General features: G+C 68.5%; 11 protein-coding genes. 7 read left to right on the forward strand and 4 right to left on the reverse strand.

What is annotated here, in order from left to right:
* Positions 1 to 4: 4 nt before the first annotated feature.
* A complete protein-coding gene (gene ubiB / locus DDF62_RS20835; protein ID WP_116490878.1) occupies positions 5 to 1,516 on the reverse strand; it encodes a 2-polyprenylphenol 6-hydroxylase in 1,512 nt (503 codons plus the stop codon).
* A 182-nt stretch (positions 1,517 to 1,698) separates the two neighbouring features.
* Here ubiB and DDF62_RS20840 point away from each other — a divergent pair, with 182 nt between their 5' ends.
* Positions 1,699 to 2,427 carry a DUF695 domain-containing protein gene (locus DDF62_RS20840; RefSeq protein WP_116490879.1) on the forward strand — a complete coding sequence of 243 codons (729 nt, stop codon included), beginning with the start codon at positions 1,699 to 1,701 and terminating at the stop codon, positions 2,425 to 2,427.
* Between the two features lie 9 nt (positions 2,428 to 2,436).
* Here DDF62_RS20840 and DDF62_RS20845 read toward each other — a convergent pair whose 3' ends face one another.
* Positions 2,437 to 3,195: a class I SAM-dependent methyltransferase gene (locus DDF62_RS20845; RefSeq protein WP_116490880.1), complete on the reverse strand. Its 759-nt coding sequence runs from the start codon at positions 3,193 to 3,195 to the stop codon at positions 2,437 to 2,439.
* An 83-nt stretch (positions 3,196 to 3,278) separates the two neighbouring features.
* Between DDF62_RS20845 and mutM the strand changes: the two genes are divergently transcribed.
* The 5 genes from mutM (at position 3,279) to dnaA (ending at position 8,200) form a co-directional block, all read left to right on the forward strand.
* Complete coding sequence (gene mutM, locus DDF62_RS20850; RefSeq protein ID WP_116490881.1) at positions 3,279 to 4,142, forward strand: bifunctional DNA-formamidopyrimidine glycosylase/DNA-(apurinic or apyrimidinic site) lyase; 864 nt, start codon at positions 3,279 to 3,281, stop codon at positions 4,140 to 4,142.
* Positions 4,143 to 4,191: 49 nt separating this feature from the next.
* Positions 4,192 to 5,052 carry a TraB/GumN family protein gene (locus DDF62_RS20855; protein WP_116490882.1) on the forward strand — a complete coding sequence of 287 codons (861 nt, stop codon included), beginning with the start codon at positions 4,192 to 4,194 and terminating at the stop codon, positions 5,050 to 5,052.
* Between the two features lie 32 nt (positions 5,053 to 5,084).
* On the forward strand, positions 5,085 to 5,870 hold the full coding sequence (locus DDF62_RS20860; protein ID WP_101720435.1) for an enoyl-CoA hydratase: 786 nt from the start codon (positions 5,085 to 5,087) through the stop codon (positions 5,868 to 5,870).
* A 138-nt stretch (positions 5,871 to 6,008) separates the two neighbouring features.
* Complete coding sequence (rpsT, locus tag DDF62_RS20865) at positions 6,009 to 6,284, forward strand: 30S ribosomal protein S20 (protein ID WP_058347097.1); 276 nt, start codon at positions 6,009 to 6,011, stop codon at positions 6,282 to 6,284.
* 428 nt (positions 6,285 to 6,712) lie between these two features.
* Complete coding sequence (dnaA, locus tag DDF62_RS20870; RefSeq protein WP_116490883.1) at positions 6,713 to 8,200, forward strand: chromosomal replication initiator protein DnaA; 1,488 nt, start codon at positions 6,713 to 6,715, stop codon at positions 8,198 to 8,200.
* 63 nt (positions 8,201 to 8,263) lie between these two features.
* On the opposite strand, the gene DDF62_RS20875 is transcribed toward dnaA, so the two are convergent.
* Positions 8,264 to 9,799 (reverse strand): hypothetical protein, encoded by a 1,536-nt coding sequence (locus tag DDF62_RS20875; RefSeq protein ID WP_133244963.1) that lies wholly within the window; start codon positions 9,797 to 9,799, stop codon positions 8,264 to 8,266.
* 88 nt (positions 9,800 to 9,887) lie between these two features.
* The gene (locus DDF62_RS20880) at positions 9,888 to 10,511 is read right to left on the reverse strand and encodes an alpha-ketoglutarate-dependent dioxygenase AlkB (protein WP_116490885.1); all 624 of its coding nucleotides are present in this window, start codon (positions 10,509 to 10,511) and stop codon (positions 9,888 to 9,890) included.
* Positions 10,512 to 10,603: 92 nt separating this feature from the next.
* Between DDF62_RS20880 and DDF62_RS20885 the strand changes: the two genes are divergently transcribed.
* Positions 10,604 to 13,243 carry a M1 family metallopeptidase gene (locus DDF62_RS20885; protein WP_116490886.1) on the forward strand — a complete coding sequence of 880 codons (2,640 nt, stop codon included), beginning with the start codon at positions 10,604 to 10,606 and terminating at the stop codon, positions 13,241 to 13,243.

Consider the following 13,243-nt stretch of genomic DNA (forward strand, 5'->3'; position numbering starts at 1 on the left):
GGCGTCACCCCAGAAGCGTCGCCACGCCGAGGCCGGCGGCGAAGGCCAGACCGGCCACCGCAGCCCCGACCGTGATCCACGGCCAAACAGGGCCTTTTTCCACGATAACCGCCGGAGGCGCAGGAGGCTGTTCGGCGTAGCGGGCCATGGCTTTGAGGGCGCGCAGGGCCTCGTCGGCCAGTTCCTTCATCCGCGCCACCGGCGACAGCTCGCGGGCGATCCAGCGGCGGACCACGGGGTCGGAAGCCGCCCACAGGTCGTGGGAAGGATCGATGCGGCGGGCCACGCCCTCGACCGTGACCATGGTCTTCTGCAGCAGGACGAGCTCGGGCCGCAGGGCCATCTCGAACAGGGCGGTGATCTCGAAGAGCTGCGCCAGGAGCTTGCCCATCGACACCTGGCGGGCGTCGCGGCCGAACACGGGCTCGCCGACGGCGCGCAGGGCCTGGGCGAAGGCGTCCATGTCCTGGTGGGCGGGCACGTAGCCGGCGTCGAAGTGGATCTTGGCCACCCGCACGTAGTCGCGGCTGAGGAAGCCGTAGAGGATCTCGGCCAGGTACTTGCGCTCGGCCGGACCCAGGCGCCCGACGATGCCGTAGTCGACGGCGGTGATGGCGGCCGGGGCGCTGACGAACAGGTTGCCCTCGTGCAGGTCGGCGTGGAACAGGCCGTGGTCCAGCGCCTGGGCCAGGAAGCCGCGCGTGACGTTGTCGGCCAGGGCCTTGCGGTCGAGGCCCTCCTGCTCCAGCGCCTTAGGATCCGACAGCGGCACGCCCGGCGCCCAGGCCAGGGTCAGCACGCGCTTGCCGACGCCGTCCCAGACCACCGCCGGGGCGCGCATGTGGGTGTCCAGCGCCATGGCCTCGCCCAGCTCGGCGCAGCCGGCGGCCTCGAAGCGCAGGTCCATTTCCAGGTCGAGCGCGCGGATCACCACCTCGACGAACTCGCGCGGGCGCAGGCGGCGGGCCGCCGGAACCAGACGGTGGGCCAGATCGGCGGCCAGACGCAGGGTGGCGCTGTCCTCGACAACGCGGCGTTCGATGCCGGGGCGCAGCACCTTCACGGCGACCTTCGAACCGTCCAGCAGGGTGGCCTCGTGGGCCTGGGCCAGTGAGGCCGCGCCGACCGGCTCGCCGAAGGTCGCGTACAGGCTGTCGATCGGCCGGGCCAGGCTGCGCTCGACCTCGGCCCGCGCGATGGCGGTCGGGAACGGCGCCAGGCGGTCCTTCAGGTGCGACAGGTCCTCGGCGAAGGTCGCGCCGAAGATGTCGGCCCGGGTCGACAGGAACTGGCCCATCTTGATGGCGACGGGACCGAGCCCCTCGAGCGCGCGGGCCAGGCGCTCGCCCGGGCGACCTTTACGGGTCTTGCCGCCGGCGAACAGGCGCAGGAACCGGCCGGCCAGCCGCGCCGACGGCGGCAGCAGCGGCTCGACTTCCTTGGGGACCAGGGCGTCGGCGCGCACCAGGCGCCAGCCGGCGCCGATCAGGCGCAAGAAGGCGGCGGCGCGGCTCATGCGGCGAAGGCCTTCGGGGCGAACGAGCGGACGGCGGGTGAAAAGGTCATGCTCAGGCCTGAAAGCCTGCTCCGCACCCGCCGGTCAAGGGCGGTGTGTCCTGGGGCAAGTCGAGATGGACCGAAGGCTCGACATTCGCCCGTGGTTCTGGCCCTTTCGGCCGGCGTGAACTCGGGGGCGGCATGTCGGACGATTGGGACTTCTATCAACTGCAGATCGACGGCAAGCCGGGCTCAATCTTCGTCGACCTGGGGATCGCGCAGGCGGCTCCGCTGCGGGATCGCCCGCGCGGCGCCTATCTGCGGGTCTTCATGCGGGCGCCGCGCCCGGACGGCCTGTCGAGCCAGGAAGAATTCGACGCCCTGATCGCCATCGAGGACGCCGTCGTCGCGGCCGCCGAGGCCGTCGACTGGCTCCATGTCGGCCGCAGCACTTCGGACGGGACGCGGGATTTCTTCTTCTACGGCCAGGACGGAGAGGCCTTCCATGCCGCCATGACCCAGGCCATGGTCGGGTTTGAAGGCTACCGCGCCGACATGGGCCAGCGGGACGATCCCGACTGGAGCAGCTACTTCGAGTTCCTCCATCCGTCCGAGACGTCGCGGCAGACGATCAACAATCGGCGCCTGCGCGAGTTGCTGGCCAACGAGGGCGATCAGGACGCGATCCCTCGCGTGATCGACCATCTCGCGCTTTTTCCCGACATGGCGGGGGCCGAGGCCTTCATCGCGGCGATCGCCGGTAAGGGCTTTGCGATCCTGCTACCCGAGGCGCAGGACGAGGTGGGCGTCAGCTTCAGCCGGTCGGGCCGGCCGAGCGAGATGGGCGAGGTCTGTCTGGACCTCGTCGACGCAGCGAGAGCCGCCGGCGGCCGCTATGACGGCTGGGGCTGCGAAGTCCAGACTGGGTAGCGCCGGATCCTAGAGCGCCCAGCCCTGGTGCAGAGCCGCCACGCCGCCGGTGAAGTTGGTGTAGGTGGCGCGCTTGAAGCCGGCCGCCTCGATCATCGACAGGAAGGTCTTCTGGTCGGGGAAGCGGCGGATGCTCTCGACCAGGTACTGGTAGGCGTCGCGGTCCTTGGCGACCCATTCGCCGACCTGCGGGATGACCTTGAAGCTGTAGGCGTCATAGGCCTTGGCCAGCGCCTCGGTGGCCGGACGCGAGAACTCCAGGCACAGGAAGCGGCCGCCGGGCTTGAGCACCCGGCGGGCTTCGCGCAGGGCCGCGTCGATGTCGGTGACGTTGCGGATGCCGAACGAGATCACGTAGGCGTCGGCATAGGCGTCGGGCAGCGGCAGGCGTTGGGCGTCACCCACGGTCCAGGTGATCTCGGGCTCGCCGCCCTTTTCGATCCCGGCCATGATCATTTCGGCGTTGTAGTCGATGATGTTGATGGTGGCGTCGGGACCGCCGCGGCGCTGCTGCGCTGAACGAGCAAGCTTGGCGAAGCGGCGGGCCATGTCGCCGGTGCCGCCGGCGCAGTCGATGATCACCTCGCCCGGCTGCGGGTTGAGCCTCGCCGCGACCGCGTCCTTCCAGAGCCGGTGCACCCCGCCGCTCATCAGGTCGTTCATCAGGTCGTAGTTCTTGGCGACGCGGTCGAAGACCCCGCGCACCAGGCCCGCCTTCAAAGCGGGGTCCACGTCCTTGAATCCGAAAGTGGCGGAGGGCTTGCTCATGACGTCTACGGGTCGGGCTCTCTATATGATCTTCGCCTATTAGACCGCGTCTCGCGCCGCGTCATCGTTTTAAGGGGTCTTCCTTGCCCGAACTGCCCGAAGTCGAGACCGTCCGCCGCGGACTCGAGCCCGTCCTGTCCGGCGCGCGGCTTTCCCGTGTGCGCGCCAACCGCCCCGACCTGCGCTTTCCCCTGCCCGACGGCTTCGTCCAGCGCCTGACCGGCGCGAGGATCCTGCGACTGGAGCGGCGAGCCAAGTACCTGCTGGCCCCGCTGGATCGCGGCGACACCCTGGTGATGCATCTGGGCATGACCGGAAGGTTCGAGATCGCCGCCCCGGAGGGCGCCGTGAGACCCGGCGACTTCGCCCGCGAGGTCAAGCCGGACGACAAGCACGCCCACGTCGTCTTCGAGACCGAAGAGGGCGCGATCGTCACCTATTACGACCCTCGCCGGTTCGGCTTCATGGACCTGATCGCCACCGACCGCGTCGACCGCCATCCGTGGTTCGCGACCATGGGCCCCGAGCCGCTGTCCGAGGCCTTCGACGCGAAGACGCTGGTCAAGGCCTTCGGTGGCCGCAAGCAGGGACCCAAGACCCTGCTGCTGGACCAGAAGACCGTGGCGGGCCTGGGCAACATCTATGTCTGCGAGGCCCTGCACCGCTCGGGCATCTCGCCGTTCAAGCCGTCGGGCCAGATCGCCGGCAAGCGGCTGGGCCCGCTGACGGCCGCCATCAAGGACGTGCTGGCCGAGGCCGTCGAGGTCGGCGGCTCGTCGCTGAAGGACTTCGCCGCCGCCGACGGGGCGCTGGGCTATTTCCAGCATCGCTTCCGGGTCTACGACCGCGAGGGCGAGCCCTGCCCCACCCCGGGCTGCAAGGGCGTGATCGCCCGCGAGGTGCAGGCCGGGCGTTCGACCTTCTTCTGCCCCGTTTGTCAGAAATGACCCTGGCCGCGCTTCCCGACGTCGAAGCGCGGCTTTCCGGTTTGGCGTGATGTTCCGTTCCCTCCTCGTCGCCCTGGCCACGCTGCTGGCCGCGCCCGCTTTGGCCGCGCCGCCGGTGTGGACGGTGCGCGACACGGATTCCGAGATCGTGCTGTTCGGCTCGATGCACGTCCTGCCCAAGGACCTCGACTGGAAGCCGCCGGCGCTGGACGCCGCCCTCGCCCAGGCCGACGACCTGTGGTTCGAGGTCCCGATGGACGCGGCCGCCGACCGGCGGATGCAGGACCTGGCCGGCGCCTACGGCCTGTTGCCGCCGGGCCAGACCCTGACCTCGCGGCTGAAGCCCCGCGCCGCCGCCCGGCTGCGCAAGCTGGCCGACCGGCTCGACGTGCCGATGAGCGAGATCGAGCGCCTCAAGCCCTGGATGGCCGAGGTGCGGCTGACCACGGCCGCCTTCGCCCAGGACCGGGGCCTGGCCGATGACGGGGTCGAGCGGCGGCTGCAGGCGGCCGCGCCGCCAAAGGTCGTCCGCAAGGCCTTCGAGACCCCCGACCAGCAGATGGCCCTGTTCGCCGGCGCGTCCGAGGCCGACCAGGTGAGGACCCTCAACGCCACGGTCAGGCAGCTGGAAAAGGACCCCGGCGCCTATCGCCGCCTGGTCGCAGCCTGGTCGAAGGGCGATCAGAAGGCGCTGGAACGCGCCGTGGTCGGCGGAATGCGGAAATCTTCGCCCGCCCTCTATCGCCGTTTCATCGTCGAGCGTAACGCACGGTGGATGGACGCCCTGCAAGCGCGCCTGGCCGGCTCCGGCCGGACGGTGGTGGTGGTCGGCGCCGGGCACCTTCTGGGTCCCGACGGCCTGCCGGCCCGCCTGCGCGCCCTGGGTTACGATGTCGAAGGGCCGCGCTAGACGGCCAAAGTGAGCATGAGGAAGGACGGCCGATGGCCTTTGAGACCCTGATCGTCGAACGCCCGACGACCGCGCCCGGCGTGGCCCTGATCCGCCTGAACCGGCCCGAGGCGCTGAACGCCCTCAACAGTGTTTTGCTGACGGAACTCGGCCAGGCCCTGGCCCAGGCCCAGGGCGACGACACGGTCGGCTGCATCGTGCTGACCGGCTCGCCCAAGGCCTTCGCCGCCGGCGCCGACATCAAGGAGATGTCGGACAAGTCCTATGCCGACATGTTCAAGGCCGACTTCTTCACGGCCCAGGCCCGGGCCATCGAGACGGTGCGCAAGCCGATCATCGCCGCGGTGTCCGGCTACGCCCTGGGCGGCGGCTGCGAGCTGGCGATGATGTGCGACTTCATCCTGGCCGCCGATACCGCCAAGTTCGGCCAGCCCGAGATCAATCTGGGCGTCGCGCCCGGCATCGGCGGCACCCAGCGCCTGACCCGCCTGGTGGGCAAGTCCAAGGCCATGGACATGATCCTGACCGGCCGGATGATGGACGCCGAGGAAGCCGAGCGCGCGGGCCTGGTCTCGCGGATCTTCCCGGCCGACCAGCTGGTCGACGAGGCCGTGAAGGTCGCCGCCAAGATCGCCTCCCAATCGCCCCTCGCCACGGCGATGAACAAGGAACTGGTCAACGCCGCCTACGAGACCACCCTGACCACGGGCGTGGCGCTGGAGCGGCGGCTGTTCCACTCGCTGTTCGCCTTCGACGACCAGAAGGAGGGAATGGCCGCCTTCGTCGAGAAGCGCAAACCCGCGTTCAAGGGTTCGTGACGGCGCCGCGCCGTCGGCCGACGAAGAATCCCCATGTGGATGGATTGACCCATCGGCGGGGTTCCCGTATATCCGCGCGCTCTTGATTTCACCTGCTTCGCGGCCGCCCGCGCGGCCGTCCGTTTGAAGGTCCTATCCATGGCCAATAATCCCGGCGCCAAGAAAGCGATCCGCAAGATCGCCCGTCGCACCGAAGTGAACACCGCTCGCCGTTCGCGCGTGCGCACCTTCCTGCGCAAGTTCGAAGACGCCATCGCCAAGGGCGACGTCGCCGTCGCCAAGGCCGCGTTCATCGAGGCTCAATCGGAGCTGATGCGCGCTGTCTCGAAGGGCGTCGTTCACCCGAACACGGGCTCGCGCAAGGTGTCGCGCCTGGCCGCCCGTCTGAAGAAGCTGGATAAGGCCGCCGCCTAAGTCCAGATCGCGAACGAACACCGTTCGTTCAGCGAAATCAAAGACTTGTAGAAGCCGATCGAGGCAACTCGGTCGGCTTTTGCTTTGTCTATGTACTCCTTTACCTGCCCCCCGGCTCGTCGAACGAAAGTCTTCAAAACGGCTTTCCCTTGACGGGCGAGGCGGTGTCGCGAGTCAACAGAAATATCCGCGATCGGACGCAAGTTTTCCGTTTGACCGGCCCGGGCCGGTGGCTAGTTTAAAGGTCTCAGCGCTCTCCCAGTCTTGTGACGACAGCGGCGGCGGCGGACATCATGCGTTCGCCGGTTAAGCCCCTGTGTGTCCTCAATTAATGCGGGGGGAGAGTTTCTGAGTTCGGTCGTGCGCCATGGGGGGCTTGCGACCGGCAATCTGTAATTGTGTGTATGCAGGCGCGAGGCGGTGAACTGATGTCGATCAAGGTCGGGGCGGCCAGTCAGGAATTGTCGGCGGCGTATGCCGCCGTCACGCGCGAGCCTGCCGGCATCGTGTGGAACAAAGTCTGCGTCTCCCTGAAACGCGAACTGGGCGACGCCGCCTTCGGTTCGTGGATCGCACCCGCGGTCCTGCGCGAGACGCAAGGCGGCGACGTCGTGCTCGTCACCCCCACCGGCATCGCGCGCGACTGGATCCGTCGCAGCGCCTGGCGCCGCATCGGCGAGCTGTGGGCCGCCGGCGACGCCGTGGGCCGCCGCATGGACCTCAAGTCGCGCCTCGAGTTCGAAGCCTCGGCCGACGCCGCCTCGGCCACCACCGGCGCCGTCTATGTCGAGGCCAAGCCGCAGCCGATCGAGATCGTGCTGCCGGTCTCCAGCGACGTCCCCGCCGCCGCGCCGACCCCCGCCGGCAAGACCTCGCCGATCCAGGGCCTGCAGGAACGCTTCACCTTCGACAGCTTCGTTCCGGGCCCCGCCAACGAATTCGCCCACGCCGTGGCGCGCCGCGTCGCCAGCTGGGCCGACGGCCACTTCAACCCGGTGCTGTTCCACGGCCCCTACGGCTTCGGCAAGACGCACCTGCTGAACGCCCTGGCCTGGGAGGCCATGCGCGCCGCCCCGAACAAGCGCGTGGTCTACCTGACCGCCGAGCGCTTCCTGTCGACCTTCGTCCGCGCGGTCATGGATCGCCAGACCACGGCCTTCAAGGACGAGCTGCGCGGCGCCGACCTCTTGATCATCGACGACGTGCACTTCATCGCCGGCAAGCAGTCGAGCCAGGAAGAGCTGTTCCACACCCTGACCGCCCTCGTCGAGGACGGCCGCCGGGTGGTGTTCTCGGCCGACCGTCCGCCCTCGGCCATGACCGAGATGGACGCGCGCCTGCGCTCGCACCTGTCGGCGGGCCTGGTCTGCGGCATGGAGCCGGCCGACCGCTCGCTGCGCCTGGGCATCCTCGAGCGCAAGATCGAGGCGCTGGGCCGCGCCCAGGGCTTCACCGGCACGGTGCGCCCGGAAGTGCTGCAATTCCTGGCCGACCGCTTCACCGACAGCGTCCGCGAGCTGGAAGGGGCGCTCAACACCCTGACCGCCCGCGCCGGCGAGCGCCTGTCGCGCCTGTCGCTGGATGAAGTCCAGGCGATCCTGCGCCCGCACCTGCGCGGCGGCGAGAAGCGGATCACCATCGACGACATCCAGAAGGCGACGTCCGAGCACTACGGCATGAAGCAGGCCGACCTGCTCAGCGAGCGCCGCAACCGCGCCATCGCCCGCCCGCGCCAGGCCGCCATGTGGCTGGCCAAGCAGCTGACCACCCGTTCGCTGCCGGACATCGGCCGTCGTTTCGGCGGTCGCGACCACACCACCGTGCTGCACGCCGTGCGCCGCATCGAGGCCCTGCGCCAGGACGACGCCGTGCTCAGCCAGGACCTGGAGACCATCACCCGCAAGCTGCGCGGCTGATCGGACTTTCACGGTCGACCGAAAGGGCCGCTCCGCAGGGAGCGGCCCTTTTCGTTTAGGCGGCTAGAGGGGCGTCGAAGCGACCGATCGGATGGCGGCCTTGGCGATTGAGGCTGCCTGCAAGGCGTTGCCATTGGCGCCGCTGACATTGTCGATGGCCTGCAGGGCCAGCACGAAGGCCGGGTCCTTGGTTTTCAGATCGGCACCCGCGGCGGCTTCAACCAGGGGCTTGGCATCGGCGGCGGGGCGCTCGGCGGTCAAACCATCCAGTGCGGCCACGGCAATTGAGCGCGCTGACGCGATACGGCCGATATCGATGTCGATCGCAGCGCGAACCTGCGACTGAGCGCTTTTTATGATGGTCTCGGCATGGGCGAACCTCTTTTGTCGAGCTTCTTCGAGACCGACCGCAGCATCTTCCAGCGCCTTTTTATCGTTTGGTGAGTCCTTTTTTGCTTTTTCTGACATGCTCTCGGCCTCCTTCAGGTCGATCGCAGTCCGCTCCTTACTGTCGATATCACCGAAGGTTAGGGCCGACAAAGCCGTGTCTGCCTGAGCACTGTAACGATCCTTCCACTTCGGCTCGCTAGGAGCGCATTTGTCGGTATCGGGAAGCTTGTTCATTGACATCGTTCCCGAGAACTTCCCCAGAGCCTTGTCGAAGCAGGCCATCGCCAGCGCCTTTTGGCTTTCGAGATCCTGGCGGAGACTGCCGTTGGTAACCCGGGCAGAGGGGGTGATGTCATAAGAGGCGAGGCGAATGTCGCCATAGCCATCGACAACACCGGCGACGGCGGCGGCCACTTCTTTGCCATCCCCTCCGCTCTGTGCGACCGCGAGCGCGCTAGCTCGCGCGGCCTGAACTTGCTGTTCGCGGGCGACGACGGCTTCGCGCATCTGGGAGAGGCCTCGCAGCATGCTGCAATCGCCGTGGAAGCGCGCGAAGTCGGCGAGCGCCAGGCCCATGGGCCATGCGTCCATATCCTCGCTCATTCGGCCTTCCAAATAGAGGCGATCCTTCTCGCGAAGCTGGACAATAGCGTCGGCGACGAGCTCGGCTCCCTGCTGGGCGAAGATTGAGCGGTCGATCGAGGCGCCGGTCGAGGTCGAGAAGGCTGACAGGTTCGACAGGATGCGTGCGCTGCGCACCGGTTCGGCCAATCCGCCGGCCAAACCGAACGCCGTGGCGGCGATATCCGAGGTCAGGCGCGCCGTAACCTGGCCGCCGCGTAAGCTCTGTAGATAGATCGAACAATTCGTCGTTGAAGCCGCCACTAACTGGGCAAGCACGGTGTTGCGGATCGACTTGTCGCCCGTGCTGTCGATTGCGACGATCAGTCTATCGAGTTCGGCGTCGCCTCCCGTTCTCGACCGGTAGGGCTTTGCCGACACGGTGCCGGCCGTGAGCTTCGGGTCGCCAATGAGCAGCAGATTTTCATAGTTTTTCTGCTTCAAGCTCTCGCGGATCACGACCGGCAAATCGATCTGGTATTCGCGCAGCGGACCGTCGTCGGTTTTCGCAGCGGCGGCCGGCTCAGTCATCAACGGATGTCGTCGGTCAATCATCCCATCCGTACATGCCGTGGTGATCAGCAGCACGCATGCCGCAGCACAAGCTTGTTTCTTCACGTTAAGGCCCCCGCCCCGATGTCGCAGATCGAATACCATCGCTATACAACATATACAATTAAAGGGCGAGTTTACTTGCTTGCCTCACAGTAAGGTTGATCCGCCCTCCTCCCGGCACGAGGCGCGAGGAGCCCGGCAGGATGCGGTCGACGCCGTGGAAGGCCAGCCGCGCGGGGCCCGACAGCCGGCAGACGTCGCCGGACGACAGCCGCACCGAGCGGGTCGGATCCTTCCGAGAAGTCCCGCCGATGCGGAACACCGCCGTGTCGCCCAGCGAGATCGACAGCACCGGAAAGCGCGGGTCGGCCTCGTCGCGGTCCTGGTGCAGGCCCATGCGGGCTTCAGGGCCGTAGAAATTCACCAGGCAGGCGTCGGGCGGAACCTCGGGATCGCCCAGGGCCGCCCAGAGATCGAGCAGCGCCTGGGGCATTCCCGGCCAGGCCGCGCCCGTGCCCGGATGGCGGTCGGCGTAGCGATAGCCGGCCGCGTCGCTGGTCCATCCCAGCGGACCCAGGCTGGTCATCGCCACGCTCATCGCCTTGCCGTAGGGCGTGGCGTAGTGGGCCGGTGGCGCGATCGCCGACGCCGCCAGCACCGCCTCGACCAGCGCGCGCTGGGCGTCGGGCGACAGCAGGCCAGGCCAGAGATCGAAACCGGGGACGAGGCTGACGGGGGTCATCATTACGCGGAATTAATGCCTGTGGACGGGCGGATGGGTGTTGGTTCGCGCCTTCGCGGGTTTCTCCGCACGATCATTCCATACCAGGGCCGTTCATGCGTCGTCTTCTGTCCACCGCCGCGGCGGTCACGCTGCTTCTCGCCTCCGGAACCGCCCTCGCCGCCCCGGCCGTCTCGAGCGCCAAGGGCGCGACGCCGGCCACGGTGACCACCCAGCTGCCGCGCAACGCCCATCCGACCCACTACGACCTGGCCTTCACGCCCGACGCTGAGAAGATGAGCTTCACCGCCTCGGTGAAGATCGCTGTCGAGGTCACCGAGCCGACCGCGACCATCACCCTGCAGGCGGCCGACCTGACGTTCGCCAAGGCCACGATCGACGGCAAGCCGGCGACCATCAAGGTCGACGAGGACGCCCAGACCGCCGCCTTCGCGGTCAAGGCCCCGCTGGCCAAGGGCAAGCACGTGCTGGCCATCGACTACGCCGGCAAGATCTACACCCAGGCCGCGGGCCTGTTCGCCCTCGACTACGACACCGAGGAGGGCCCCAAACGCGCCCTCTACACCCAGTTCGAGAACTCCGACGCCCGCCGGTTCATCCCCTCGTGGGACGAGCCGTTCCACAAGGCGACGTTCAGCGTCGAGGCCACCGTGCCGACCGGCCAGATGGCGCTGGGCAACATGCCGATCGCCAAGAGCGTCGACCTTCCCGGCGGCAAGACCCGCGTGACCTTCGCGACCTCGCCGAAGATGTCGACCTACCTGCTGTTCTTCGGCCTGGGCGAGTTCGAGCGCGCCAGCGTCAAGACCGCCGGCGTCGACATCGGGGTCGTGACCAAGAAGGGCGACCTGCCCAAGGCGAAGTTCGCCCTGGAGTCGGCCGGTCCGCTGACGGCCTGGTACAACGACTATTTCGGCGTCGACTACCCGCTGCCGGCGCTCGACCACATCGCCGCCCCCGGCCGCAGCCAGTTCTTCAGCGCCATGGAGAACTGGGGAGCGATCTTCTACTTCGAATACGCCCTGCTGATGGATCCGAAGATCTCGACCCAGCGCGACGCCCAGAACATCTACACCACCGTCGCCCACGAGACCGCCCACCAATGGTTCGGCAACCTGGTGACCATGGCCTGGTGGGACGACCTGTGGCTCAACGAAGGCTTCGCCTCGTGGATGGAGGGCCGGGCGACCGAGAAGTTCCATCCCGAATGGAACGCCGCCCTGGCCGCCGTCGGCGGGCGCGAATACGCCATGAGCCTGGACGGCCTGGTCACCACCCACCCCGTCGTGCAGCACGTCGAGACCGTCGAGCAGGCCAGCCAGGCCTTCGACGCCATCACCTACCAGAAGGGTGAGGCGGTCATCCGCATGCTGGAGGGCTATGTCGGCGAGGACGCCTGGCGCACCGGCGTGCGCGCCTACATCAAGGCCCACGCCTACGGCAACACGGTCAGCGACGACCTGTGGAAGGCCGTCGAGACCGCCGCCGGCAAGCCGATCACCGCCATCGCCCACGACTTCACCTTGCAGCCGGGCGTGCCCCTGATCCGCGTCGAGGCCGGCGCCTGCCAGGCCGGCAAGCAGGTGCTGACCCTGACCCAAGGCGAGTTCAGCAAGGACTTCCCCGACAAGACGCCGCTGTCCTGGCGCGTGCCGGTCAACGCCAAGGCCCTGGACGGCGCCGCGGTGGCCAAGACCGTGGTCGAAGGCGGCAAGGCCAGCCTGACCGTCGAGGGCTGCGGCCCCGTCGTCGTCAACGCCGGCCAGAGCGGCTACTACCGCACGCTCTACGCCCCGGCCCAGTTCCAGCGCCTTGCGGCCGATTTCGGCAAGCTGCCGGCGATCGACCAGCTGGGCCTGCTGTCCGACGCCTGGTCGATGGGCGCGGCCGGCCAGCAGTCGCCGACCGACGCCCTGGCCCTGATCGCCGCCACGCCGGCCGACGCCGACCCGCAGGTGCTGTCGAAGGTCGCCTCGGTGCTGTCGGCCATCGACGGCTATTACGAGGGCCAGGCCGAGCGCGCCGCCTTCCGCAAGCTGGCGCTCGCCCGCCTGTCGCCGCTGCTGGCCCGCGTGGGCTGGGAGGCCAAGGCCGGAGAGCCCGATCCCGTCGCCATCCTGCGCGGCGACCTGATCGCCACCCTGGGCGAGCTGGGCGATCCGGCCGTGGTCGCCGAGGCCCGCAAGCGCTTCGCCGCCGACAAGACCGATCCGGCCGCCATCCCCGGTCCGCTGCGCAAGGCGATCCTGGGCGTCGTGGCCGTCAACGCCGACGCGGCGACCTGGGACGCCATCCACGCCCAGGCCCAGGCCGAGAAGACGCCGCTGGTCCGCACCCAGCTCTACAGCCTGCTGGCGGCGGCCGACGACGAGGCCCTGGCCCGCAAGGCCCTGGACCTGGCCCTGACCGCCGAGCCGGGCGAGACCAACTCGGCCGGCATGATCTCGGCCGTCGCCTCGCGCCATCCCGACATGGCCTTCGACTTCGCCACGGCCCATCGCGACGCGGTCGACGCCAAGGTCGACAACAGCGCCCGCACCCGCTTCATCCCCAGCCTCGCCAAGGCCTCGGGCAAGCCGGAAACGGCCGAGAAGCTGAAGGCCTGGGCCAGCGCCAACCTCACTGAGAGCTCGCGCAAGGAGGCCGACAAGACGGTCTCGGCGATCGAGTACCGGGCCAAGGTGCGTCGTGAGCGGCTGCCGGCGATCACCGCCTGGGTCGCCAAGGCCGGCTGA

The organism is Caulobacter radicis (genome assembly GCF_003094615.1).
Lineage (GTDB): Bacteria > Pseudomonadota > Alphaproteobacteria > Caulobacterales > Caulobacteraceae > Caulobacter > Caulobacter radicis.

Excerpts from the sequence above, each read along its gene's own strand:
- ubiB (WP_116490878.1), bottom strand. The coding sequence starts at position 1,516 with ATGAGCCGCGCCGCCGCCTTCTTGCGCCTGATCGGCGCCGGCTGGCGC.
- DDF62_RS20840 (WP_116490879.1), top strand. The coding sequence starts at position 1,699 with ATGTCGGACGATTGGGACTTCTATCAACTGCAGATCGACGGCAAGCCG.
- DDF62_RS20845 (WP_116490880.1), bottom strand. The coding sequence starts at position 3,195 with ATGAGCAAGCCCTCCGCCACTTTCGGATTCAAGGACGTGGACCCCGCT.
- DDF62_RS20855 (WP_116490882.1), top strand. The coding sequence starts at position 4,192 with ATGTTCCGTTCCCTCCTCGTCGCCCTGGCCACGCTGCTGGCCGCGCCC.
- DDF62_RS20860 (WP_101720435.1), top strand. The coding sequence starts at position 5,085 with ATGGCCTTTGAGACCCTGATCGTCGAACGCCCGACGACCGCGCCCGGC.
- rpsT (WP_058347097.1), top strand. The coding sequence starts at position 6,009 with ATGGCCAATAATCCCGGCGCCAAGAAAGCGATCCGCAAGATCGCCCGT.
- dnaA (WP_116490883.1), top strand. The coding sequence starts at position 6,713 with ATGTCGATCAAGGTCGGGGCGGCCAGTCAGGAATTGTCGGCGGCGTAT.
- DDF62_RS20880 (WP_116490885.1), bottom strand. The coding sequence starts at position 10,511 with ATGATGACCCCCGTCAGCCTCGTCCCCGGTTTCGATCTCTGGCCTGGC.
- DDF62_RS20885 (WP_116490886.1), top strand. The coding sequence starts at position 10,604 with ATGCGTCGTCTTCTGTCCACCGCCGCGGCGGTCACGCTGCTTCTCGCC.